Genomic DNA, 21,079 nt, shown 5'->3' with positions numbered 1-21,079 from the left:
TGTCGCACCTCTCTAATGCGTTGATTTTATTGTCTAAAATACATGACAATGATCTTCCGCCCGTGGCTTGACGGGCGCAAACCCTCTAACTATGTTGCCGGCGACTTTAGAAGCGGACGGACGGTGACGGTCTGACCGGGCAGGGGGGTTGCGATGGCCGACAAGAATGGGCCAGACGGAACCGGAGAAACCGGCCGCGGCAAGCAGCATGAAACCGGCATCCGCGACGAGGATCTTGAGCGACGTCGGCGTGAACTTGAAGCATCGCTTGCGACAAGGCTGCCGAACCGGCTCGAGGGGAAAGACGACGCGAAAGCGGGCAGTGCGGCCGGATATGGCCAGGCGGTCAAACTCTCCAGCGAATTTATCGCTGGCGTGGTGGTGGGCGCCGGCATCGGCTGGATCATCGACCGTATGGCGGGGTCATCGCCGTGGGGTCTGATCGTTTTCCTGCTGCTTGGTTTTGGCGCCGGTATACTCAATGTCATGCGTTCAGCGGGCGTTGTGGCAGAATTCGGACAGGGCGATAAATCGCGCTCTGGCCGGGACGACAGCAAATAGCCGCCCTCGTGCGGCAATGGTAATTTGGCCGTACCTATGCGGCATTGACGGGGTTAGAACGTGGCAGCTGACAAGGTCGATCCGATCCACCAGTTCCATATCATCAAGCTGATTCCGATTAACATCGGCGGCTACGACCTGTCCTTCACAAATTCGGCACTGTTCATGGTCGCGACCGTGGTCGTCGCGGCTGCGTTCCTGTTCCTCACGACATCGAGCCGCAGCCTGGTTCCTGGCCGGCTTCAGTCGGTCTCCGAGATGGCCTACGAATTCGTCGCAAACATGTTGCGTGATGCCGCCGGCACTCAGGGCATGAAGTTCTTCCCGCTTGTGTTTTCGCTGTTCATGTTCGTGCTGGTCGCCAACCTGCTCGGCCTGTTCCCCTATTTCTTCACCATCACCAGCCACATCATCGTTACCTTCGGTCTGGCCATCCTGGTGATTGGCACCGTCATCGTCTACGGCTTCATGAAGCATGGCCTTGGCTTCCTCAAGCTGTTCGTGCCGAAAGGCGTGCCCCTCGTGATGATGGTGCTTGTCGTTCCGATCGAGGTGATTTCCTTCGTCTCGCGCCCGATCAGCCTCTCGGTTCGTCTGTTCGCCAACATGTTGGCCGGCCACATCACGCTGAAGGTGTTTTCGGGCTTCGTCGTCAGCCTCTCCGCGCTGGGCGCGGTCGGCGTGGCGGGCTCGATCCTGCCGCTGGCCATGGCGGTGGCGCTGACGGCGCTGGAACTGCTCGTCGCCTTCCTGCAGGCTTACGTCTTTGCGGTTTTGACCTGCATGTACCTCAACGACGCCCTGCACCCTAGTCACTAAATTTCACCGGCGCATGACGCCAATTACAAACTGCAACGACAATGGAACCACAAGGAGTTTGACATGGAAGTAAATGCAGCAGCTGCAATCGGCGCCGGCATCGCTTGCCTGGGCATGGGTGGCGCGGGCATCGGCCTGGGCAACATCTTCGGCAGCTATCTCTCGGGCGCGCTGCGCAATCCGTCGGCTGCCGATGGCCAGTTCGGCCGCCTGATTTTCGGCTTCGCCGTGACCGAAGCTCTGGGCATCTTCTCGCTCCTGATCGCGCTCCTCCTGGTGTTCAAGTAAGAAACACAGGCTGACGAAGGGGGGCGCATGGTGCGACCTTACCTTATGGACAGGGGAATGAGATGTTCGTGACATCTGCCTTTGCGGAAGAGACCGCGCCCGCCGCGACGGAAGGCGACACGCATTCCGGCACCGGCGTGCCTGCCGAAGCGCATGGCACGTTCCCGCCATTCGATCCGGCGACGTTCCCGTCGCAGCTTCTGTGGCTGGCGATCACCTTCGGGCTGTTCTACCTCTTCTTGAAGAAGGTAGCGATGCCGCGCATTGGCGGCATCATCGATGTCCGCAACGATCGCATCAGCCAGGATCTCGATCAGGCGAGCAAGTTGAAGGGCGAGGCCGACGCCGCCGTTGCTGCTTACGAGCAGGAGCTGGCGGAAGCCAAGAAGAACGCCAACTCGATCGGCCAGCAGGCCGCGGATGCGGCCAAGGCGGAAGCCGAGACCGCACGCAAGAAGATCGAGGCCGCGCTTGACGAGAAGCTTGGCGAGGCCGAGGCGCGCATTTCTTCCATCAAGGCCAACGCCATGAAGGAAGTCGGCAGCATCGCCGAGGACACCGCTTCGGCGATCGTCGAGGCCCTGGTTGGCGGCAAGGCCAGCAAGGCCGAGATCGCGGCCGCGGTCAAATCCGTGGCCCGGTGAGGAGCGCATCATGGACGCTACATCTCTCGCAACGCTCTGGGCCACGATTGCCCTGATCATCTTCCTGGGTGTCGCCATCTACATCAAGGTGCCCGGCCTGATCGCCAAGGCGCTCGATGCCCGCGCTACCAGGATCAGCAGCGAGCTCGACGAGGCACGCAAGCTGCGCGACGAGGCCCAGCAACTGCTCGGCCAGTACAAGAAGAAGCGCAAGGAAGCCGAGCAGGAGGCTGCCGACATCGTCGCGGCCGCCAAGCGCGAAGCCGAAATGCTAGCCACCGAAGCGCACAAGAAGACCGAAGACTATGTCGCCCGACGCACCGCATTGGCCGAGCAGAAGATCGGCCAGGCCGAGCGTGATGCGGTCGCCGAAGTGCGCGCCAGCGCTGTCGACATCGCAGTCGAGGCAGCACGCGCGCTGCTCGCCGCCAAGGTCGATGTCAAGGCCGGAGCCGACCTGTTCAAGGTTTCGCTCGCGGATGTGAAGGCCAAGCTGAACTGAGCTGACAACATTTGGAAATCAAAAAGCCGCCCGGGCAACCTGGCGGCTTTTTTGTTGAGCGGCGGAGATTAGCGAAGGCGGCGAAGCGCGTAATCTCCCCCCTTGAGGGGGAGATGGCCGGCAGGCCAGAGGGGGTCGCCGCGCGTGAAGCGCTGGCCTCATCTTTCGTCCATCAAAGGGCGTCGAGCCCAGTCGAAGCGACCCCCTCTGTCGCCTTCGGCGACATCTCCCCCTCGAGGGGGGAGATTATCCGCTCAACTCAGTCCAGCCCGGCGAAGTTCTCTTCTTCAACCACCTCGGCCCCGCCCAGCCTGAACGGCGCGAAGGACACGCGGTGCAGCCTCGCGACCGGGCCATGCGCCTCGATGGCCGTGCGGTGGCGGGCGGTGGCGTAACCCATATGCACCTCGAAGCCGTAGCGGTCGTGGTGGCTGCCGCAGCCGCACATCATGCGGTCGCGCATGACCTTGGCGACGATCGAGGCGGCGGCGATCGACTGCGAGCGCTGGTCGCCTTTGATCAGCGCGCGTCCGTCGCACGGCAATCCCGGCGGTACGTCGCGTCCGTCGGCAAGCGCGAGCTTCGGCCGAACCGACAGCCCGACCAAAGCGCGGCGCATCGCCTCGAGGCTCGCCTTGAGGATGTTGCTGCCGTCAATGCCTTCGGCGCTGATCGAGGCCATCGAAACTGCCTGCGCCGAACCAAGTATGCGCAGGAACAGTGCCTCGCGCTGCAAATGGCTGAGCCGTTTGGAATCGTCGAGGCCTTCAGGGATGTTGGCGGGGTCGAGCACGACAGCCGCGGCGACGACCGGTCCGGCCAGCGGACCACGGCCGGCCTCGTCCATCCCGGCGACCGGCCACAAGCCATCGGCCATCGCCTTCGTCTCGAAGGAGAAATCGGGTTTCTCGACGATTTCGAAGAGAAGCGGAGAATCGGAACGCGCGCGAGCCATGTTGCGGCGAGGTTCGCATCGGCTCCGATTCTCCGCAAGTCCCTCCGGGTCGGGTGGGGCGCCGGACCGGGAGGGCACCGTCTGCAGGCCGGGGCAGGCCGGACGGGATTTTTTGCCGTGGCAGGTCAAAACGCCACGGCGAATTGCATTTTCAGAGCAGCATCAACTGTTCCTGGTCTTTTCCTGCGGCGACGAACTGGTCGGTGCGCAGCGTGCGCCGTTCGGCATTGAGGCCGAGCCGCTTGGCGGTGATCTCGAAGCGGCGGCCGATCTGCCAGGCGTAGGGTCCGGCGCCCTTCATGCGCTTGCCCCATTCCGAATCGTAGTCCTTGCCATCGCGCATCGAGCGGATCAGCGACATCACGTGGCGATAGCGGTCGGGATAGTGGCGCAGCAGCCAGTCCTTGAAGATCGGGCTGACCTCCAGCGGCAGGCGCAGCACAACGTAACCCGCCTCGCGCGCGCCGGCGGCTCGTGCCGAATCGAGAATTCGCTCCATCTCCTGGTCGGTGAGGCCGGGGATGATCGGCGCCACCATGACCGAAGTCGGAATGCCGGCATCCGAAAGCTGCCGGATCGCTTCGAGCCGCTTGGTCGGCGTCGACGCGCGGGGCTCCATCGTTCTGGCCAGCATGCGGTCCATCGTCGTCACCGACAGCGCCACCTTGGCCAGTCCGCGTTCGGCCATACGCGACAAGATGTCGATGTCGCGCGTCACCAGAGCGGATTTGGTGACGATGCCGACCGGATGGCCGCGCGCTTCCAGCACTTCGAGGATCTCGCGCATGATCCGGTACTGCTTTTCGATCGGCTGGTAGGGATCGGTGTTGGTGCCGATGGCGATGGTGCGCGGCTGGTAGCCGTCCTTCGACAGCTCCTTGTCGAGCAATCGCGCCGCATCTGGCTTGGCGAACAGCTTGGATTCGAAATCCAGGCCAGGCGACAGGCCCATGAACGCATGCGTCGGCCGCGCGAAGCAATAGACGCAGCCATGTTCGCAGCCGCGATAGGGGTTGATCGACCGGTCGAAGGAGATATCGGGCGATTCGTTGCGGGTGATGATGGTGCGCGGCTTCTCCACCTGCACCTCGGTCTTGAACGGCGGCAGTTCCTCCAGCGAACTCCAGCCATCGTCGAAGACATGCCGGCTGACGGGTTCGAAGCGGCCGGACGGATTGATGCCCGCCGACCGGCCGCGGTTGCGGTCGGGACGGATACGCATGCCACTCTGCTCGATCATCGCATTGGCCATTTCGGCTCGTCCTGCCCCGAAGGCTGCAATGTCGGCACGCATGATCGGTTCCATCTTGGCCCGCTCCCAGGGACTGTCCATGTTGTTTCGAATCGCTCTGTTCATGAAATTATTCCTATTTTGCCGATGAGAACAAAGCAAGAACTTTTTATGCTGCGCCGCAAAAACTGGCGCTGTGCGCGGCTTTCCGCTATTCGGCTAAATATGCTCAGTGTTCTCATCGAAACGCGCAATGACGAGGAGGCTCTCGCCCGCACGCTCGCCTCGCTGATTGGCGGCGCGGTGGAGGGGGTGGTGCGCGACGTCATCGTCTGCGACACCGGCTCGACCGACCAGACGCATCATGTCGCCGAGCATGCCGGCTGCCACTATGTGGCGAGCGGCGGCATCGCCGCCGGCATCCGGCAGGCCAAGGGTGACTGGCTGCTGCTGCTGGAGCCGGGCGCGCGGCTGGTGGAGGGCTGGATCGAAGCGGTCGCCGTCCACACGGCGAAGCAAACCATAGCGGCGCGATTTTCTCGCGCACGCGGCAGCCGCACGCCGTTCCTGGCCCGGGTCTTTTCGGGAAATCGCGCGCTCGCCGACGGGCTGGTGATCAGCAAGCGGCAGGCCACTTCCTTGTCGAAGAGCGCCGGCAGCGCCGAGGCTCTGGCGCGCGGCCTGGCGACAAAGAAGCTCGATGCCGAGATCTGGGTGGCGCCGCCGAAGCAGCAGCACCGCGCCCCAAAGTGATTTTTTGCATCTGCTCTGTCCATTGTGCATTGCACAAAACCTGACGCGGGGTTAGCCTTCGCCCGAGGTGGGTGAATTGGGTTTGGGTCATACGAGTGGTGAGCACCGACGCGGCATCGGGTGTCACCCTCATGGAAGAGGACCCGATGAGCCTTTCAACATCAGACAAATCCGGCGCCGCCAGTCTCGAGGCCATTGCGCGCAATGGCAGCCTGTTGCGGCGCATCGCCGTGCGCATTCCGACCTATCTCACGGACCTGCGCGAAAACCCTGCCTGGCTGCCGATGTTCATGCTGGCGCGCACCATGCCTGGGCGCCGGATGCATTGGCTGGGTGCAAAACGCGCCAGTCCCGCCGACAATGCTGGGGATACGACGTTTTCCGGTGTCGAGCGGGCGGCGGTGGTCGATGCGCTGCGTTCCGACGGCCTGTTTTCAGGCCTGGTCCTGCCATCGGAGATCCATGAGGAGATCGCGGATTTCGCAGGGCGCACGCCTTGCTTCGGCAATTTCGACCGCCGTCTCGAATTCATGCCGGGCGAGCATGCGCAGGCTGAGAAAAGCTTCGGCCGCTCGCTGCTCAGCGGGCATTATTTCGAGCGCATCCTCGACTGTCCGGCGGCACTCGCCATCCAACGCGATCCGCTGCTTCTCGACATTGCCGCGCATTATCTCGGCGCCCAAGCGAAACTGATCACGACGCGTGTCTGGTGGAGCTTTCCGACCGGCAAAGCATCGGACGCCGACAAGAACCTTGCCTCGCTCGGCAAGTATCATTTCGACCTCGACGACTGGCGCATGCTGAAATTCTTCTTCTACCTCAAGCCTGTCGACGTCGATACCGGTCCGCATGTCTATGTCAGGGGCAGCCACAGGCGCCGCGCCATCAAGCATCAGCTGACCCTGTTGGTCGGCCATCCCGCCCAGGAAGTGCTGGATGTCTATGGCGAGCAAAGCCCGGTGACACTGACCGGCGAAGCCGGCCTCGGCTTCGTCGAGGATCCCTTCGGTTTCCACATGGGCACCGTGCCGGCGCGCACGCCGCGGCTGATGATGGAAGTCGGCTTCGGCGTTTCGCGCCCCTCGCGTCGGCGCTTTCATGGCGAACCAGTCATCCGCTGAGCGAGATCAGTCGAAGCGCATCTCGACCGGCATCCAGCGAAGGCGGCGCCTGGCCCGGCGTTGCTCTCTGCTTTCCCTGTCGAAGTCGACAGGGACCGGTTCCCGGCTGAACGCGCTTTGATCATTCAGGGCATTGATGATGACGATTGCTCTCGCGTCGTCCTCTCCGGCGATCACATCGTCCCTGGCGATTGCGGCGACATAGACACCGCAGTCACGGCAAATCAGATAGTCGGCCGTCCTCAGCCCGAACCGGTATTTGCGCAATCTCTCTGCGTCCTCACCGAAATGGTCAGCCTGCCGTCCGGATCGGCGACGGCGCGCGAGCCATGTTTGATGCAGAACGAGCATTGGCAGGCGCGGACTTCGATTTGCGAGGGATCGAGCTCGGTTGAAAATCGAAGGCCTATGTTGCCGCAATGGCATCCGCCGGCATGCTCGTTCATCGCATTTTCCTCGTCGGGATCGGCTATTGCCCTTCCACGAGACGGTACTTTCTCCGGCATCCGGTTTGGAATGGCCTTTCGAAGGCATCAGCGTCGTTCCGCCTGGCAAACGCGGCGTGAACCGGGGCTTTCCCCTTGGCTCTTAGGGAGTCGACTTGCCGCGCAGCAGATGCTCATCCAGGCGTGGCATGATCTCGACGAAGTTGCAGGGCATGTGGCGGTAGTCGAGCTGCGCCTTGAGGATGCCGTCCCAGGCGTCCTTGCAAGCGCCGGGCGAACCCGGCAGCACGAAGACGAAGGTGGCGTTGACGACGCCGCCGGTCGCCCGGCTCTGGATCGTCGACGTGCCGATCTTGTCGTAGGAGATGCGGTGGAACACTTCCGAAAAGCCGTCCATGCGCTTTTCGAAGATCGGCTCCAGCGCGTCCGGCGTCACGTCGCGCCCGGTGAAGCCGGTGCCGCCGGTGGTGATAACGACATCGATGTTCTTGTCGCGCGACCACGCCAGCACCGTGTCGCGGATCTTCTCGCGGTCATCGGTGACGATATCGCGGGCGGCCAGGATGTGGCCGGCCTCGGTGATGCGGTCGGCCAGCGTCTGGCCGGATTTGTCGTCGGCAAGGCTGCGTGTGTCGGAAACCGTCAGCACCGCGATGCGCACCGGAATGAACGAACGGCTTTCGTTGATCCCAGCCATTTCACTCAGCCTCCGATGACATGCTGCGCGTCGCCGCGACGAACCAGTCGGGCTGGCGGCCGCGGATTTCGGCCGCCGCGCGCTTGGCGACATTGCCGGTCTCGAACAGGCCGAAACAGGTCGCGCCCGATCCGGACATGCGTGAAAATCCCGATCCGGCCTTATCAAGCCACGACAGCGCCCGGCCTATGGCGGGCTGCATGGCAAGGGCCGCCGGTTCGAGATCGTTGCGGGTGACCTCCAGCCAGTTGCGCAGGCTGTGAAAATCGATGCTGCGCGGCAGCGGCGGCAGGGGCTCGTTGTCGCGGCGGGAAAGGGCCGCGAACACGTCGGCCGTGGAGACCGGCGTGCCGGGATTGACCAGCACCAGTCCCAACGCCGAAAAATCCGGCACCATCGACAGCTCTTCACCGATGCCGCGCGCCACCAGCGGCTTTGCCGCCAGGCACATCGGCACATCGGCGCCGAGCGAGAGACCGATCCGCGCCAGTTCGGCGCCATCGATGTCCAGGCCCCATGTCTGCGCCAGTCCGCGCAGCACGGCCGCCGCGTCGCTCGACCCGCCGCCGACGCCGGAGGCGACCGGCAGGTTCTTTTCCAGCTTTATGGCGACGGACGGGGTGCGCTCGGGGCCGGCCTCCCGTCGCAAGGCATCGCGCGCCTTGAGCACAAGATTGCCGGCGTCGAGCGGAACTGCCGGCGCATAGCGGCCGGACACAGTAAAATCGTCGCTGTCGGCGAGCGCGATCTCGACCCGGTCGCCAAAACGCGTGAACACCGCAAGGCTGTCGATCAGGTGATAGCCGTCAGGACGCCTGCCGGTGACATGCAGCGCCAGATTGATCTTGGCATACGCGTGCCAGGTACGCGAACCGATCTCGGTGTCCACGGCGTCAGTCGTATGGGGGATGATGCTCAGTCCTTGGCCAGCCGGTATTCGCCGGTCTTCGGATCCTTGACCAGCGTTCCCATCGCGCCATTGGCCGCCTGCTTTTCGGTGCGCCGCACCTTGGCCGTCACGCGCTCAGCTTCGCGCACGAAGGTGCGGTAGCCGAAATAGGCGGCGACGCCAACGACGGTGAAGAAAATGATCTGCGGCATGTCACAACTCCTACCACGCTGGGCCGGCGAAGGCGGCCGGTCGGGTCGGTTAATGCGTGTCGCCCAAAACTGTGTTCGGTTTTGGGAAAACGACATGCATAGGACTTCAAGCCTTCATGCTAGACGGTTTTGCCGGTTTTTCAAAGCCCGAAGCGAGACCACAATGCGCGCTCTTCCGCCGCATCGATGACGCCGCTCGCGGCAGCGGCGGCGATATCGGGCGCCGAAAAGCCCTTGCTTGAGCCGAACAGGCCGAAACGGCTGAGGAAACCGCGTGGCGCCGTGACCAGCCTGAGTTGGGTCTTCGCCCCGAACCGGGTCTTCAGCACCGTGCGCATGTCGCCGAGCGCGTCGACGAGGCCGAGTTCGAGGCCCTTCTTGCCGGTCCAGAACAGGCCGGTGAACAGGTCGGGATCGTCCTTCAGCTTCGTGCCGCGCCGCTCCTTGACCAGATCGATGAAGGTGTCGTGCACCTCGAGCTGCAGCGCCTTCAGCCGCTCGACGTCCTCCTTCTTCTCGGGCTTGAACGGATCGAGCACCGCCTTGTTCTGGCCGGCGGTGTGGACACGGCGCTCGATGCCGATCTTCTTCATCAGCTCCGGGAAACCGAACGAGGCCGAAACCACGCCGATCGAACCGACGATCGAGGACGGATCGGCAAAAATCTCATCGCCGGCGACCGCGATCATGTAGCCGCCCGAGGCCGCGACGTCCTCGACGAAGACCAGAACTTGTCTGTTCTTTTCAACCGCCAGGTCGCGGATGCGCTTGAAGATCAGCCGCGACTGCACCGGCGAGCCGCCGGGCGAATTGATCGAGACGGCGACCGCCGGCGCGTCGAAGGAAAACGCCTTCTCGATAAGGCCGGCGGTGGAGGCCAGCGACAGGTTCTGCCGGAACTGGCCGCCAGCCATGATGGTGCCGTGCAGCCGGATGACCGGAATGGTGACGACGGTGGAGCGCCAGGATTTCGGCAGCAGGCGGTTGAAAAGGCGTTTCACGAGGGCGTGGTCTCCGGTCGATAGGTTGCAGGCATGTAGGGATTTCCCGGCCAACGGCAATGAGCCGGCCAGGAATAGCTCAATCTCCGAACAGCGAGGCGAGACCGTTGGTGATCATTTCGCTGCGCTCGTCGGGGCCATTGCCCGATTGCGCGTGAAGCATCAAAGGCGGGCGGATGGCAAGCTTTCCGCGCGCGCCGAGCGCCGCCCGCACAATGATGCGGATCGCGGCTGCGTCGGGGCGAGGATGCACGGCGAGCATCTCGGCATCGCCGAAACGGCCTGACATCGCGTCGAGAATGGCGCCGAGCTGTTCGGGTCGCGCGATGACGGCCAACCCGCCGCGCGGCCTGACCACCGCCGCCGCACTGCGGATCCAGCTTTCGAACAGGCCGTCCTCCGTGACATGGGCTTCCTTCCGCAGCCGGTCAGGCGTGGCGCGGTCCCGGGCAGCGTTGAAGGGCGGGTTCATGATGACGTAGTCGAAATCATTATCAGCGAGTCCGGCTGCCGCTCGCGCCCGGCCGGATACCGTGACATCGGTGATAAGCACGGAGGCACGATTGCTGAGATGGGCATTGCCGGGATGAGCAAGGGTGGCTGATGCGAAGGCCGCCATTTCCGGTGCGCGTTCGACCAGCACGGCATGAGCTGCCGGACAGCGCGACAGCACCGCCAGGCCGGCAGCACCGGCGCCGGCGCCGAAATCGGCTAGGCGCCCGTCGAACGAGGATGGCACGGATGCCGCCAGCATCATCGCATCCATGCCGGCGCGGTGGCCGCCATGCTTGGGCTGCACCAGCCAGAAGCGGCCGCGATGGAAGGCATCGACCGTATGGGCCGGCGTCTCCGGGGCGAGGGTGGCGGGCGCGGCCGACATTATTTTGTGCGGATCTCGTTGGCGATGCCGGCATCCCTGAGGATGCGCCTTGCTGCATCGGCCTGGTCAGCGTCGACCATGACGCGCTTCTGCAAAAGACCGATCGACCCTTCGAGAATGCTCATATTCTGATCGGCGACGAAGCAGGCGATGCCGGCGTCGCGCATCAGCGATTCGACGAAGGAGATGATCACGGCATCGTTGGTGCGGACAAGCTCTATCATCGTATGAAACTCGCAGTTTGCGCTATTGATGTAAACGGGCAGGGGATTCCGTGGCAGCGCCACGCTCCCTGCCGGATCGTTAACAAGCTGTCACCGACGCCGCGCCAATTCGCCACTTGCCGTGGCCGTGTCCGCCGCCCTAGAGTCCGTATCGGGACTAAGGGTGCCGTCGCACGCGTTATACCAAGACGGGAGTGATTGTCGTGGGTGTCGTTCTCAACATCGAAAACGGGAAGCGGGAACCCGCCTCCATCAAGGATCTGATCGATCTGACGGCGGCCGATATGGGCCGCGTCAACGAATTGATCCTGTCCAAGGCCGGCTCCGACGTCGAGATGATCCCGGAGGTCGCCAACCATCTGATCTCGTCCGGCGGCAAACGGCTGCGGCCGATGCTGACGCTGGCCGCGGCGCAGATGTTCGGCTATGCCGGCGAAGGCCACGTCAAGCTCGCCACCTCGGTCGAGTTCATGCATACGGCGACGCTTCTCCATGACGACGTCGTTGACGAGAGCGGCATGCGGCGCGGCAAGAAGACCGCCCGCATGATCTGGGGCAACCAGGCGAGCGTGCTGGTCGGCGACTTCCTGCTCGGCCAGGCCTTCCGCATGATGGTCGATGTCGGTTCGCTCGAAGCGCTTGACATCCTGTCGAGTGCGGCCTCGATCATCGCCGAGGGCGAGGTCATGCAGCTTGCCGCCGCCAAGAACCTCGAAACCACCGAGGACGAGCACTTCGCCGTTATCAAGGCCAAGACCGCAGCACTTTTTTCGGCCGCTGCCGAAGTCGGCCCCGTCATCGCCCAGGCGACCCGCAATGATCGCGCCGCACTTCGCTCCTACGGCATGAATCTCGGCCTTGCCTTCCAGCTCATCGACGATGCGCTGGACTATGGCGGCACCAGCAAGGATCTGGGCAAGAATGTCGGCGACGATTTCCGCGAGGGCAAGGTGACCTTGCCGGTCATTCTCGCCTACCGGCGCGGCACCAAGGCCGAGCGCACCTTCTGGAAGCGCGCCATCGAGGACAATGTCGTCGACGACGCCGGCCTGGAAAAGGCGATCGGCCTGATGACCCGTCACGGCGCCATTGCCGACACGATCGGCCGCGCCCGGCATTTCGGCGAGATCGCCCGCGACGCGCTGGCGCCGCTGGAGGAAACGTCGCAGAAATCGGCGCTGATCGACGTCATCGATTTCTGCATCAGCCGGGTGAACTGAGACCGGCTTTTCTCCGGAGTCTCCTCCAGCTTGTACTGGGGAGAACGTCGGCGAAGACGGTTTCGCCGTCTCGACAAGCTGCCCTTCCGCAAATTATCTATAAAACATGGCAAAGGGCACGGACGACACCATCGCGGTGCGCATCAGCAAGGTGCTGGCGGACCGCATCATCTCGGGCGCGATCGAGCCTGGTGCACGGTTGCGCCAGGATCATGTCGCCGAGGAGTTCCACACCAGCCACGTTCCGGTGCGCGAGGCGTTCCGCCGTCTGGAGGCGCAAGGCCTGGCCGTCAGCGAGCCGCGCCGCGGCGTGCGCGTCGCGGCTTTTGATCTTGGCGAAGTCAAGGAAGTGGCTGAAATGCGGGCCGCCCTCGAAGTGCTGGCGCTGCGCCATGCCGCGCCGCATCTGACGTCAGCCATTCTCGATCTTGCCGAGGAAGCCACCAAGGCCGGCGACAAATCCCGCGACGTCAGGTCCTGGGAGGAAGCCAACCGCGCCTTTCACCGGCTGATCTTGGCGCCATGCGCCATGCCGCGCCTGCTCGCCACCATCGACGATCTGCATGCGGCCAGCGCCCGCTTCCTGTTCGCGGCATGGCGTTCGGAGTGGGAGACGCGCACCGACCAGGACCACCGGGCGATCCTGACCGCCTTGCGGCAAGGGAACGCCGAATCGGCCGCTGCGACGCTGGGCCGGCATGTCCAATGGATTGGCCGCAAGCCGGTCCGGACAGCCTCCGGAGCGACGCGCGAAGCCTTCGCGATCGTGGGTTGATGCACGTCGCCCAAAAGTGGCCCCCGGTTTTGGGAGAACGACATGCATAAAGCAATGATCTGAAGCGGGTCGCGACGCAGGTCAGACGGTCTTTGTCGTGGGAAGGCTTGCTATCCCAGCGAAAATGTGGATTCGATAATAGATCGAAAACAGAAATTATCTATAATTTCAAATCGAGCGAAGGAATCCTCATGACAGACATCGCATTTACGTCCAGCAAGCCGTCCTTCAGCCCGCTCCGGCTTCAGGATCGTTCGTTCGCCTGGCAGGTCGGAGCCGTCGTGCTCGGCACGCTGTTCCTGGCGCTGTCGTCCTACATCGAAGTGCCGATGGTGCCTGTCCCCGTGACCATGCAGACCTTCGCCGTGACGCTCATTGGCGCGCTCTATGGCTGGCGGCTTGGCGCGGTCACCATCGCGGCGTGGCTTGTCGAGGGTGCTGCCGGCTTTCCGGTGCTGGCTGGTGGCGCTGCCGGCGTCGCGCATTTCGTCGGCCCGACCGGCGGCTATCTCTTCGCCTTCCCGGTCACCGGCGCGCTGGTCGGCTGGCTCGCCGAACGCGGCTGGAACGGCAACAGGGTGCTGCTTGCCTTCGCCGCCATGCTGCTCGGCAATCTTGCCTGTCTGGTGCTCGGCACGGCATGGCTCGCCGTCATGATCGGCACTGAGAAGGCCATTACCTTCGGCTTCCTGCCGTTCATCGTCGGTGGCTTGCTGAAGTCGGCACTTGGAGCCGCGACGCTGATGGCGCTTCGCGGCGGCAAGGAGAAGCCGGCCAATTCGTGACGATCAGGCTGCGCGCCCACCACCTCCTTTGCCTGCTCACCTATGTGGGCAAGGGATACAGCCCCGCTTTCACCGCCAATTATGACGCGGTCGCGGAGCGCCTGAGCCGGGGCGAGGATATTCTCCTCGTTTCCGGCCCGGACGACATCTGCGCGCCTTTGCTCGATGAGCCGGAACCGCATTGTCTCAACGAGAGCGTCATCGAACGGGACCGGCTTGCCGCACGCGATGTCGGGGATCTGCTGGCGCGGTCGATCCAGGCGGGCGTGCGCCTCGATCTCGACGCGGCAATCCTGGCGCGGATGCGACAGGCGTTTTCTGTCGGTGGCGTGCGCAAGGCTTGCGACGGCTGCGAATGGAACGAGCTGTGCAGCGCGATAGCGGCCGACAGCTTTGCCGATACGAAGGTGCAGCGATCCGTCGCGCCGGGAGAGCGATGACCTTGACGCGGGCTTTTCCGCGGTCGAAAGTCCCCTTCAGCCATGGTTTGTTAATCGGCTGACCCGATTGTGAATTTCAGGCGGATTGAAGCGCGACCCCAAAAAGGCCATGCTTTGTCCGGAAAGATCGAGTCTACGTCGATCCCGCTGACGCGGAGATGGCGCCTGGCTGAAAGGGATACGATGCAGCAAGGACGTGCGCGCTGGCTGACAAGGCTGGCAATTGTGACGGGCATGGCGATCTCGGCTCTGCCGGCCTACGCCAAGCAATCCACCGAACCGGTCAAGATCTCGTCGTTCTCGGGCGCCTATCTGGCCGCCCGGATCGCCGAAGGCGACAATGATCTCGACAGCGCCATCGCCTACTACAAGCAGGCCCTGGCCTTCGATCCGAGTGACACCGGGCTGCAGCAGAGCCTGATGCTGTCGCTGATCGCGCAAGGCCGCTTCGACGAATCCCTCGTCTATGCCGACAAGCTCAAGGAGGTGCCCGACGTCGAGCGCTTCTCGCGCCTGGCACTGGCCGTCGATTCCTTCCACAAGAAGGATTTCACCAAGGCGCAATACTGGCTCAAGCTGTCGCTGGAATCCGATCTTGACCGGCTGATCTCCGGCGTCATGTCCGGCTGGGCGCAGCAAGGCGCCGGTGAAGCCACGGATGCGATGGCTTCCATCGACAAGCTGCAGGGCCCGGACTGGTTCGGCCTGTTCAAAGCCTTCCATCGCGCCCTGATCGCCGATGCATCCGGCATGCCTGAAAAGGCCGAGGCGATCTACGCCGCAACGCTGCAGGACACGACCGCCGGCGGCGCCGCGCCCGAAACCTGGATGCGCAACGCGCAGGCCTATGCCTCGTTCCTGTCCCGCAAGGGCGACAAGGCCAAGGCGATCTCGGTGCTCGACCAGGCCGAGGCGTTTTCGCCCGGCAAGCTGGAAATCGTCGCCTTGCGCGACAGGATCGCCAAGGGCGACAAGATCGCGCCCTTCGTTTCCGGCCCGTCCGACGGCGCTTCCGAAATCCTGCTCGATCTTGCCACCGCGCTCAACCGTGGCGGCGGCGAGCCGTTCGTCCGCCTTTACCTGCAATATGCGCTGGCTCTGCGGCCGGACAGCGACGCGGCCCTCGTGCAGCTCGCCGCCGTCGCCGAACAGCTGAAGGACGGCGAGGGCGCCATCGCGCTCTATCGGCGAATCCCTGATTCTTCGCCGCTGAAGGAGCTTTCTGACCTGCAGCTCGGCCTCAACCTCGCCGATCTCGACCGCCACGACGAGGCGATTACCCATCTGAAGGCCTTCGTCGACGCCCATCCCAACGACATGCGCGCCTATCTGGCGCTTGGCGGGGTCTATTCCTCGAAGGATGATTTCCGCTCGGCCGCCAATCTCTATGACAAGGCCGTCGAGGTGCTGAAGACGCCGACCGCGGCCAACTGGAACATCTTCTATCAGCGCGGCATCGCCTATGAGCGGCTGAAGGAATGGCCGAAGGCGGAGCCGAATTTCCGCAGGGCGCTGGAGCTGCAGCCGGACCAGCCACAGGTGCTGAACTATCTCGGCTATTCCTGGGTCGACATGAACACCAATCTCAAGGAAGGCCTGGCGATGATCCAGAAGGCCGTCGATCTCAGGCCGAGCGACGGTTACATTGTCGATTCGCTGGGTTGGGCCTATTTCCGCCTTGGCAGGTTCGACGACGCGGTGCGCGAGATGGAACGCGCCGTATCGCTGAAGCCGGAAGATCCGGTTCTCAACGACCATCTCGGCGATGCCTACTGGCGCGTCGGCCGCAAGCTGGAAGCCACCTTCCAGTGGAACCAGGCCCGCGACCTGAAGCCCGATCCCGACGTGCTGGCCACCTTGCAGCAGAAGCTGATGAAGGGCCTGCCGCCGATCGAGTCGAACACGGCGCAGGAGACCCCCAAGGTCAAGCCCGAGCCGGTGCCCGCCCCGAAGGGGTGAAGTAGGCTTTTTGAATGCGAACGGGGCTCCTTTCGGAGCCCCGTTTTCGTTTGGAGCGGCGCGAAGTTTCAGAAAAGCTTCCGGTAGACGACGAAGCCGGAGCGTTCGCCGACCTTGTCGTAGAGCTTCATCGCGGTCTGATTGGTTTCGTGCGTCAGCCAGTAAACCCGGCCGGAGCCGGCGGCCTGGGCACGCTCATAGACGCCTTCGATCAGCGCCCGGCCGATGCCTTTGCCGCGCGACGCCTGCGTGGTGAACAGGTCCTGCAAATAGCAGTTCGGCGCGATTGCGGTCGTGCTGCGGTGAAAGAGATAGTGCACGAGGCCGAGGAGTTGTCCCTCGCTTTCGGCAACCAGTGCATGGACCGGCTCATAGGCATCGAAGAAGCGCGACCATGTCATCGCGGTGATCTCGCTCGCCAGCGCCGTCTCGCCCGAGCGGCCATAAAACGCGTTGTAGCCATCCCACAGCGGCAGCCATCGGTCGAAATCCTGTCGAGTGACCGGGCGGATGATGATGGAACTGGACATTGCTGGACCTGTCGTCGTTGCTATGGGCTGCAAGGGGCGAAACAGACCGCAGGCTCCCGAGGCCGGCAATGGGCCAGTCTCCGGCAAAGTCTTCAACACCACGCAGCGTGCTCATGGCGGCCGGCATCCCGCGCGCTTTGCTTGACGCTTTGCCGTCGTGTCTCTAGGACGTGCCGGCAAGCTAGCCTTTGCTGTCGAGGCCACCCGTGACGATTGAAATCCCCGCCCATATGCATCCCAGCCGCTCGTTCCAGGGGCTGATCCTGACCTTGCACAATTACTGGGCGGCCTATGGTTGCGTCATCCTCCAGCCCTACGACATGGAGGTCGGCGCCGGCACGTTTCATCCGGCAACGACGCTGCGCGCGCTCGGGCCGAAGCGCTGGAACGCCGCCTATGTCCAGCCCTCGCGCCGCCCCAAGGATGGCCGCTATGGCGAAAACCCGAACCGGCTGCAGCATTATTACCAGTACCAGGTGATCCTGAAGCCGAACCCGCCGAACCTGCAGGAGCTTTATCTCGGCTCGCTGGCGGCGATCGGCGTCGACCCGCTGCTGCACGATATCCGCTTTGTCGAGGACGACTGGGAAAGCCCGACGCTGGGTGCCTGGGGGCTCGGCTGGGAATGCTGGTGCGACGGCATGGAAGTCTCGCAGTTCACCTATTTCCAGCAGGTCTGCGGCATCGAATGCGCGCCAGTGGCGGGTGAGTTGACCTATGGGCTGGAGCGGCTGGCCATGTATGTGCAGGGCGTTGACAATGTCTACGACCTCAACTTCAACGGCCGCGAGGGCGCCGACAAGGTGACCTATGGCGACGTCTTCCTGCAGGCCGAGCAGGAATATTCGCGCCACAATTTCGAATACGCCAACACGGCGATGCTGCTCAGGCATTTCGAGGACGCCGAGGCCGAGTGCAAGGCGCTGCTCGATGCCGGCGCGCCGGCATCGAACGACAATCTGCCGATGCACAAGATGGTCTTCCCGGCTTACGATCAGTGCATCAAGGCCAGCCATGTCTTCAACCTGCTCGACGCGCGCGGCGTGATCTCGGTCACCGAGCGGCAGAGCTACATCCTGCGGGTGCGCAATCTGGCGAAAGCATGCGGCGAGGCGTTTTTGAAGACGCAGGCGGGTGGGTTGGCGGCCTAGAGCAATTCCAGGAAAAGTGCGAAGCGGTTTTCCTGGAATTGCGTCAAAACAAAGAGTCTAGCCAACGGCTTTCAGGAATATGGCGGCTGTACTGACTGGCAGCGTGCTCTGACTGCTGGCACCGTCGATGGTCCGCAGCGCCTGCCGTACGCCCGGCATCGAGAAGGCGCCGTGGACCTGCGCGGTGAAGCAGGCGCTGAGCGCGAGGATCTGAAGAAGTCTGGATGCCGTTTTCATCGTCGTTCAGCCAAGTGTTCCCTGCCTGAGCGTGTGTCGCTTCAGCGCTGCGTTTGGTTCATGGAAATCTTTGATCCAAGGACGGGCTGGATCGTCTCGACCCGACAGGGCGGCCAAAATTTCTGGAAAGGGTGACAGCGGCCAGCCGAGTTGCTATGCCCCGCCCGGACCACTCTCCCGCACGAGCTGACCCCAATGCCTGACTTGCTTCTAGAACTTCGCTCCGAGGAAATCCCCGCCCGCATGCAGCGCAAGGCGGCGGGCGATCTCAAGAAGATGCTGACCGACGGTCTGGTCGAGGCGGGGCTGACCTATGAGGCGGCGCGCGAGTACTGGACGCCGCGGCGCCTGACGCTCGACATCAGGGGGCTGACCGCACGCTCGAAGGATATAAGCGAAGAGATCAAGGGGCCGTCGACATCAGCCCCCGAGCAGGCGGTCCAGGGATTCCTGCGCAAGGCCGGGCTGTCTTCGATCGCCGAGGCGCATGTCCATTCCGACCCGAAGAAGGGCGACTTCTATGTCGCCCACATTTCGAAGCCTGGCAGGGCGGCTGAAGAGATCATCGCCGGACTGGTGCCGGGCATCATCCGCAATTTCCCATGGCCGAAATCGATGCGCTGGGGGCCGGCCTCGGCCAAGCCCGGCTCGCTGCGCTGGGTGCGGCCGCTGCAATCGATCCTGTGCACCTTCGGCCCGGAGACCGAGGAGCCCGTCGTGGTCGATTTCGAGATCGACAGCATCCGCTCCGGCAACATCACATACGGCCACCGTTTCCTCGCACCGGCTGAAATCACCGTGCGTCGCTTCGACGATTATGTGAGCAAGCTGGAGGCCGCGAAGGTCGTGCTCGACGCCGACCGGCGCAAGGAGATTATCCTTGCCGACGCCCGCAACCTCGCTTTCGCCAACGGGCTCGACCTGGTCGAGGACGAAGGGCTGCTGGAGGAAGTCTCCGGGCTGGTCGAATGGCCTGTCGTGCTGATGGGCGAGTTCGAGCAGGATTTCCTGGCCATTCCGGCCGAAGTGATCCGGCTGACCATCCGCGCCAACCAGAAGTGCTTTGTCTCGCGGCCGCAAGGTGAGAGCGATGCGCTGTCCAACCGCTTCATTCTCACCGCCAACATCGAGGCCAAGGACGGCGGCAAGGAGATCGCGCACGGCAACGGCAAGGTGGTGCGCGCCCGTCTCTCCGACGCGCTCTATTTCTGGACGACCGACCAGGGCGATCTGCCTGATCTCGACCAGCTCGAGGCATCGGCTGAGAAGTTCGGACTCGATCTGAAAAAGCCGCTCGACCAGCGCATGGCCCGGCTCGACCATCTCGGCGTGACGTTCCATGCCAAGCTCGGCACGCAGGGAGAGCGGGTGGAGCGGATCAGGCGGCTCGCCGAAGAACTGGCGCCAACGGTGGCGCAGTCGATCTCCCCCCTTGAGGGGGAGATGGCCGGCAGGCCAGAGGGGGTCGCCTCGCGTGAAGCGCCGGCATCCTCTGTCGGCGATAGGGCGTCGCGTCCGGTCGTGCCGACCCCCTCTGTCGCCTTTGGCGACATCTCCCCCTCAAGGGGGGAGATTCCCGCGCTCGCCGCTCGCGCCGCCGTTCTCGCCAAGGCCGATCTGCAGACCGAAGTGGTCGGCGAGTTTCCTGAGCTGCAGGGCGCCATGGGCCGCAAATACGCACTGCTGCAGGGCGACAACCCATCCGTGGCCGCGGCCATCGAGGAGCACTACAAGCCGCAGGGCCCGTCCGATTATGTGCCGAGCGATCCGGTTTCGGTCGCCGTCGCGCTCGCCGACAAGCTGGATACGCTGGTCGGCTTCTGGGCCATCAATGAGAAGCCGACGGGATCCAAAGACCCCTATGCGTTACGAAGAGCTGCGCTGGGGGTAGTAAGGATCCTAGTCGAGAATAAGATCGCTTCACCATTGGCACTAAATCGAACTCTCCTGACTTGGCTTCGATCGTACTTCAGGCGGCGGCTTCTGTTCGTACAACCGGCGCGATTTGATCCAGTATCAAATATCTCTTTCGAGGAAGGAGCGTTCATTTCGATTGAAGGCATTCAGATCGAGACAGACGAAGAGTTCGAAGATTTCGAGTTCTATGATCGGTTCCTCGTACTCGCCCCCGTATCCGAGTTGGATGCAGACGTATTCAATTCAAGGCAATATGATGGTTATTATTCGGGTGCGCCGGTCCTTCTAAACCCTCCTGCCAAAATTCTTGCCGACCTCCTGGCCTTCTTCCATGACCGCCTCAAAGTCTACCTCCGCGACCAAGGAGCCCGCCACGATCTAATCGACGCGGTGATCACGCCGCAATCCGACGACCTCCTGCAGATCGTCCGCCGCGTCGAAGCGCTCGGCTCGTTCCTCGACACCGAGGACGGCAAGAACCTGCTCGCCGGCACCAAGCGCGCGGCCAACATCCTGGCTGCCGAGGAGAAGAAGAAGACGGCGGTCGCCGAAACCGTTGAGCCGGCTTTGTTCAAGGAGAATGCCGAGAAATTGCTGTTTGCGGCGGTGAATCAGGCCGAGAAGCAAGCCGGCGAAGCGATTCAAAACGAAGACTTTTCCGCCGCCATGCTGGCGCTTAGCGCGTTGCGCGAACCCGTTGATTCATTCTTTGAGGGTGTTCTCGTGAATGATGAAGACCTGGCGGTGCGAGCCAACCGTCTGGCGCTTCTCACGCGCATTCGCACGGCCACAGGTCAGGTCGCGGATTTCTCGAAAATCGCCGGTTGAGAGCCCAGGAAAAA

General features: G+C 63.3%; 26 protein-coding genes. 14 read left to right on the top strand and 12 right to left on the bottom strand.

Features of this window, described 5'->3' with window-relative positions:
- Positions 1-153 precede the first annotated feature (153 nt).
- From CKW40_RS04575 to CKW40_RS04555, 5 genes are all read left to right on the top strand, one after another.
- Positions 154-561 carry an AtpZ/AtpI family protein gene (locus CKW40_RS04575; RefSeq protein ID WP_095198739.1) on the top strand — a complete coding sequence of 136 codons (408 nt, stop codon included), beginning with the start codon at positions 154-156 and terminating at the stop codon, positions 559-561.
- Positions 562-621: 60 nt separating this feature from the next.
- Positions 622-1,380, top strand: a complete 759-nt coding sequence (locus CKW40_RS04570) for a F0F1 ATP synthase subunit A (protein WP_095198738.1) — start codon at positions 622-624, stop codon at positions 1,378-1,380.
- 63 nt (positions 1,381-1,443) lie between these two features.
- Positions 1,444-1,668: a F0F1 ATP synthase subunit C gene (locus tag CKW40_RS04565; RefSeq protein ID WP_010914827.1), complete on the top strand. Its 225-nt coding sequence runs from the start codon at positions 1,444-1,446 to the stop codon at positions 1,666-1,668.
- A gap of 62 nt (positions 1,669-1,730) precedes the next feature.
- Complete coding sequence (locus tag CKW40_RS04560) at positions 1,731-2,312, top strand: F0F1 ATP synthase subunit B (protein WP_095198737.1); 582 nt, start codon at positions 1,731-1,733, stop codon at positions 2,310-2,312.
- 10 nt (positions 2,313-2,322) lie between these two features.
- Positions 2,323-2,814, top strand: a complete 492-nt coding sequence (locus tag CKW40_RS04555; RefSeq protein ID WP_095198736.1) for a F0F1 ATP synthase subunit B — start codon at positions 2,323-2,325, stop codon at positions 2,812-2,814.
- 259 nt (positions 2,815-3,073) lie between these two features.
- Here the strand turns inward: CKW40_RS04555 and rnhB are convergent, their stop codons facing one another.
- Both rnhB and CKW40_RS04545 read right to left on the bottom strand, forming a co-directional pair.
- On the bottom strand, positions 3,074-3,769 hold the full coding sequence (rnhB, locus tag CKW40_RS04550) for a ribonuclease HII (RefSeq protein WP_095198735.1): 696 nt from the start codon (positions 3,767-3,769) through the stop codon (positions 3,074-3,076).
- 151 nt (positions 3,770-3,920) lie between these two features.
- Complete coding sequence (locus CKW40_RS04545; protein WP_143748255.1) at positions 3,921-5,075, bottom strand: PA0069 family radical SAM protein; 1,155 nt, start codon at positions 5,073-5,075, stop codon at positions 3,921-3,923.
- 150 nt (positions 5,076-5,225) lie between these two features.
- On the opposite strand from CKW40_RS04545, the gene CKW40_RS04540 reads away from it, so the two are divergent.
- Entirely contained in the window at positions 5,226-5,753 is a 528-nt protein-coding gene (locus tag CKW40_RS04540; protein WP_095198733.1) for a glycosyltransferase, read from the top strand.
- Between the two features lie 146 nt (positions 5,754-5,899).
- Complete coding sequence (locus CKW40_RS04535; protein ID WP_095199136.1) at positions 5,900-6,874, top strand: hypothetical protein; 975 nt, start codon at positions 5,900-5,902, stop codon at positions 6,872-6,874.
- A 6-nt stretch (positions 6,875-6,880) separates the two neighbouring features.
- Here the strand turns inward: CKW40_RS04535 and CKW40_RS04530 are convergent, their stop codons facing one another.
- The 8 genes from CKW40_RS04530 to CKW40_RS04495 form a co-directional block, all read right to left on the bottom strand.
- Positions 6,881-7,141 carry a hypothetical protein gene (locus tag CKW40_RS04530; RefSeq protein ID WP_095198732.1) on the bottom strand — a complete coding sequence of 87 codons (261 nt, stop codon included), beginning with the start codon at positions 7,139-7,141 and terminating at the stop codon, positions 6,881-6,883.
- On the bottom strand, positions 7,117-7,320 hold the full coding sequence (locus tag CKW40_RS04525; RefSeq protein WP_095198731.1) for a GFA family protein: 204 nt from the start codon (positions 7,318-7,320) through the stop codon (positions 7,117-7,119). The genes CKW40_RS04530 and CKW40_RS04525 overlap by 25 nt, the downstream gene beginning before the upstream one ends.
- A gap of 142 nt (positions 7,321-7,462) precedes the next feature.
- Positions 7,463-8,017: a molybdenum cofactor biosynthesis protein B gene (moaB, locus tag CKW40_RS04520; protein ID WP_095198730.1), complete on the bottom strand. Its 555-nt coding sequence runs from the start codon at positions 8,015-8,017 to the stop codon at positions 7,463-7,465.
- A gap of 1 nt (position 8,018) precedes the next feature.
- Positions 8,019-8,906 (bottom strand): 4-(cytidine 5'-diphospho)-2-C-methyl-D-erythritol kinase, encoded by an 888-nt coding sequence (locus CKW40_RS04515; RefSeq protein WP_095198729.1) that lies wholly within the window; start codon positions 8,904-8,906, stop codon positions 8,019-8,021.
- A 26-nt stretch (positions 8,907-8,932) separates the two neighbouring features.
- Positions 8,933-9,118: a membrane protein gene (locus tag CKW40_RS04510; RefSeq protein WP_013896713.1), complete on the bottom strand. Its 186-nt coding sequence runs from the start codon at positions 9,116-9,118 to the stop codon at positions 8,933-8,935.
- 140 nt (positions 9,119-9,258) lie between these two features.
- Positions 9,259-10,119, bottom strand: a complete 861-nt coding sequence (locus CKW40_RS04505; protein ID WP_095198728.1) for a S49 family peptidase — start codon at positions 10,117-10,119, stop codon at positions 9,259-9,261.
- A 79-nt stretch (positions 10,120-10,198) separates the two neighbouring features.
- On the bottom strand, positions 10,199-10,999 hold the full coding sequence (locus CKW40_RS04500; RefSeq protein ID WP_095198727.1) for a tRNA1(Val) (adenine(37)-N6)-methyltransferase: 801 nt from the start codon (positions 10,997-10,999) through the stop codon (positions 10,199-10,201).
- On the bottom strand, positions 10,999-11,223 hold the full coding sequence (locus CKW40_RS04495) for a putative signal transducing protein (protein ID WP_027041409.1): 225 nt from the start codon (positions 11,221-11,223) through the stop codon (positions 10,999-11,001). Before CKW40_RS04495 ends, CKW40_RS04500 begins: the two co-directional genes overlap by 1 nt.
- A 203-nt stretch (positions 11,224-11,426) precedes the next feature.
- On the opposite strand from CKW40_RS04495, the gene CKW40_RS04490 reads away from it, so the two are divergent.
- The 5 genes from CKW40_RS04490 to CKW40_RS04470 all read left to right on the top strand — a co-directional run bounded on the left by CKW40_RS04490 (position 11,427) and on the right by CKW40_RS04470 (position 16,402).
- Positions 11,427-12,443, top strand: coding sequence for a polyprenyl synthetase family protein (locus CKW40_RS04490; RefSeq protein WP_095198726.1), 1,017 nt, complete (start codon positions 11,427-11,429; stop codon positions 12,441-12,443).
- Positions 12,444-12,549: 106 nt separating this feature from the next.
- Entirely contained in the window at positions 12,550-13,218 is a 669-nt protein-coding gene (locus CKW40_RS04485; protein WP_095198725.1) for a GntR family transcriptional regulator, read from the top strand.
- Positions 13,219-13,409: 191 nt separating this feature from the next.
- Positions 13,410-14,003 carry a biotin transporter BioY gene (locus CKW40_RS04480; protein ID WP_095198724.1) on the top strand — a complete coding sequence of 198 codons (594 nt, stop codon included), beginning with the start codon at positions 13,410-13,412 and terminating at the stop codon, positions 14,001-14,003.
- Complete coding sequence (locus CKW40_RS04475) at positions 14,000-14,443, top strand: DUF1284 domain-containing protein (protein ID WP_095198723.1); 444 nt, start codon at positions 14,000-14,002, stop codon at positions 14,441-14,443. Before CKW40_RS04480 ends, CKW40_RS04475 begins: the two co-directional genes overlap by 4 nt.
- A 183-nt stretch (positions 14,444-14,626) precedes the next feature.
- Complete coding sequence (locus CKW40_RS04470; protein WP_095198722.1) at positions 14,627-16,402, top strand: tetratricopeptide repeat protein; 1,776 nt, start codon at positions 14,627-14,629, stop codon at positions 16,400-16,402.
- 68 nt (positions 16,403-16,470) lie between these two features.
- Here the strand turns inward: CKW40_RS04470 and CKW40_RS04465 are convergent, their stop codons facing one another.
- Positions 16,471-16,932 carry a GNAT family N-acetyltransferase gene (locus tag CKW40_RS04465; protein ID WP_095198721.1) on the bottom strand — a complete coding sequence of 154 codons (462 nt, stop codon included), beginning with the start codon at positions 16,930-16,932 and terminating at the stop codon, positions 16,471-16,473.
- A gap of 230 nt (positions 16,933-17,162) precedes the next feature.
- Between CKW40_RS04465 and CKW40_RS04460 the strand changes: the two genes are divergently transcribed.
- Complete coding sequence (locus CKW40_RS04460) at positions 17,163-18,083, top strand: glycine--tRNA ligase subunit alpha (protein WP_179297852.1); 921 nt, start codon at positions 17,163-17,165, stop codon at positions 18,081-18,083.
- Positions 18,084-18,140: 57 nt separating this feature from the next.
- Here CKW40_RS04460 and CKW40_RS04455 read toward each other — a convergent pair whose 3' ends face one another.
- Positions 18,141-18,320, bottom strand: coding sequence for a hypothetical protein (locus tag CKW40_RS04455; protein ID WP_095198719.1), 180 nt, complete (start codon positions 18,318-18,320; stop codon positions 18,141-18,143).
- A gap of 195 nt (positions 18,321-18,515) precedes the next feature.
- Between CKW40_RS04455 and glyS the strand changes: the two genes are divergently transcribed.
- Positions 18,516-21,065: a glycine--tRNA ligase subunit beta gene (gene glyS / locus CKW40_RS04450; RefSeq protein WP_095198718.1), complete on the top strand. Its 2,550-nt coding sequence runs from the start codon at positions 18,516-18,518 to the stop codon at positions 21,063-21,065.
- Positions 21,066-21,079 lie beyond the last annotated feature (14 nt).

It is taken from the genome of Mesorhizobium carmichaelinearum (assembly GCF_900199455.1).
GTDB classification, from domain to species: Bacteria; Pseudomonadota; Alphaproteobacteria; order Rhizobiales; family Rhizobiaceae; genus Mesorhizobium; species Mesorhizobium carmichaelinearum.
This window is presented reverse-complemented; position numbering and strand designations above follow the sequence as displayed.

Excerpts from the sequence above, each read along its gene's own strand:
- CKW40_RS04575 (WP_095198739.1), top strand. The coding sequence starts at position 154 with ATGGCCGACAAGAATGGGCCAGACGGAACCGGAGAAACCGGCCGCGGC.
- CKW40_RS04565 (WP_010914827.1), top strand. The coding sequence starts at position 1,444 with ATGGAAGTAAATGCAGCAGCTGCAATCGGCGCCGGCATCGCTTGCCTG.
- CKW40_RS04560 (WP_095198737.1), top strand. The coding sequence starts at position 1,731 with ATGTTCGTGACATCTGCCTTTGCGGAAGAGACCGCGCCCGCCGCGACG.
- CKW40_RS04555 (WP_095198736.1), top strand. The coding sequence starts at position 2,323 with ATGGACGCTACATCTCTCGCAACGCTCTGGGCCACGATTGCCCTGATC.
- rnhB (WP_095198735.1), bottom strand. The coding sequence starts at position 3,769 with ATGGCTCGCGCGCGTTCCGATTCTCCGCTTCTCTTCGAAATCGTCGAG.
- CKW40_RS04545 (WP_143748255.1), bottom strand. The coding sequence starts at position 5,075 with ATGGAACCGATCATGCGTGCCGACATTGCAGCCTTCGGGGCAGGACGA.
- CKW40_RS04540 (WP_095198733.1), top strand. The coding sequence starts at position 5,226 with ATGCTCAGTGTTCTCATCGAAACGCGCAATGACGAGGAGGCTCTCGCC.
- CKW40_RS04535 (WP_095199136.1), top strand. The coding sequence starts at position 5,900 with ATGAGCCTTTCAACATCAGACAAATCCGGCGCCGCCAGTCTCGAGGCC.
- CKW40_RS04525 (WP_095198731.1), bottom strand. The coding sequence starts at position 7,320 with ATGAACGAGCATGCCGGCGGATGCCATTGCGGCAACATAGGCCTTCGA.
- moaB (WP_095198730.1), bottom strand. The coding sequence starts at position 8,017 with ATGGCTGGGATCAACGAAAGCCGTTCGTTCATTCCGGTGCGCATCGCG.
- CKW40_RS04510 (WP_013896713.1), bottom strand. The coding sequence starts at position 9,118 with ATGCCGCAGATCATTTTCTTCACCGTCGTTGGCGTCGCCGCCTATTTC.
- CKW40_RS04500 (WP_095198727.1), bottom strand. The coding sequence starts at position 10,999 with ATGTCGGCCGCGCCCGCCACCCTCGCCCCGGAGACGCCGGCCCATACG.
- CKW40_RS04495 (WP_027041409.1), bottom strand. The coding sequence starts at position 11,223 with ATGATAGAGCTTGTCCGCACCAACGATGCCGTGATCATCTCCTTCGTC.
- CKW40_RS04485 (WP_095198725.1), top strand. The coding sequence starts at position 12,550 with ATGGCAAAGGGCACGGACGACACCATCGCGGTGCGCATCAGCAAGGTG.
- CKW40_RS04480 (WP_095198724.1), top strand. The coding sequence starts at position 13,410 with ATGACAGACATCGCATTTACGTCCAGCAAGCCGTCCTTCAGCCCGCTC.
- CKW40_RS04470 (WP_095198722.1), top strand. The coding sequence starts at position 14,627 with ATGCAGCAAGGACGTGCGCGCTGGCTGACAAGGCTGGCAATTGTGACG.
- CKW40_RS04465 (WP_095198721.1), bottom strand. The coding sequence starts at position 16,932 with ATGTCCAGTTCCATCATCATCCGCCCGGTCACTCGACAGGATTTCGAC.
- CKW40_RS04460 (WP_179297852.1), top strand. The coding sequence starts at position 17,163 with ATGCATCCCAGCCGCTCGTTCCAGGGGCTGATCCTGACCTTGCACAAT.
- CKW40_RS04455 (WP_095198719.1), bottom strand. The coding sequence starts at position 18,320 with ATGAAAACGGCATCCAGACTTCTTCAGATCCTCGCGCTCAGCGCCTGC.
- glyS (WP_095198718.1), top strand. The coding sequence starts at position 18,516 with ATGCCTGACTTGCTTCTAGAACTTCGCTCCGAGGAAATCCCCGCCCGC.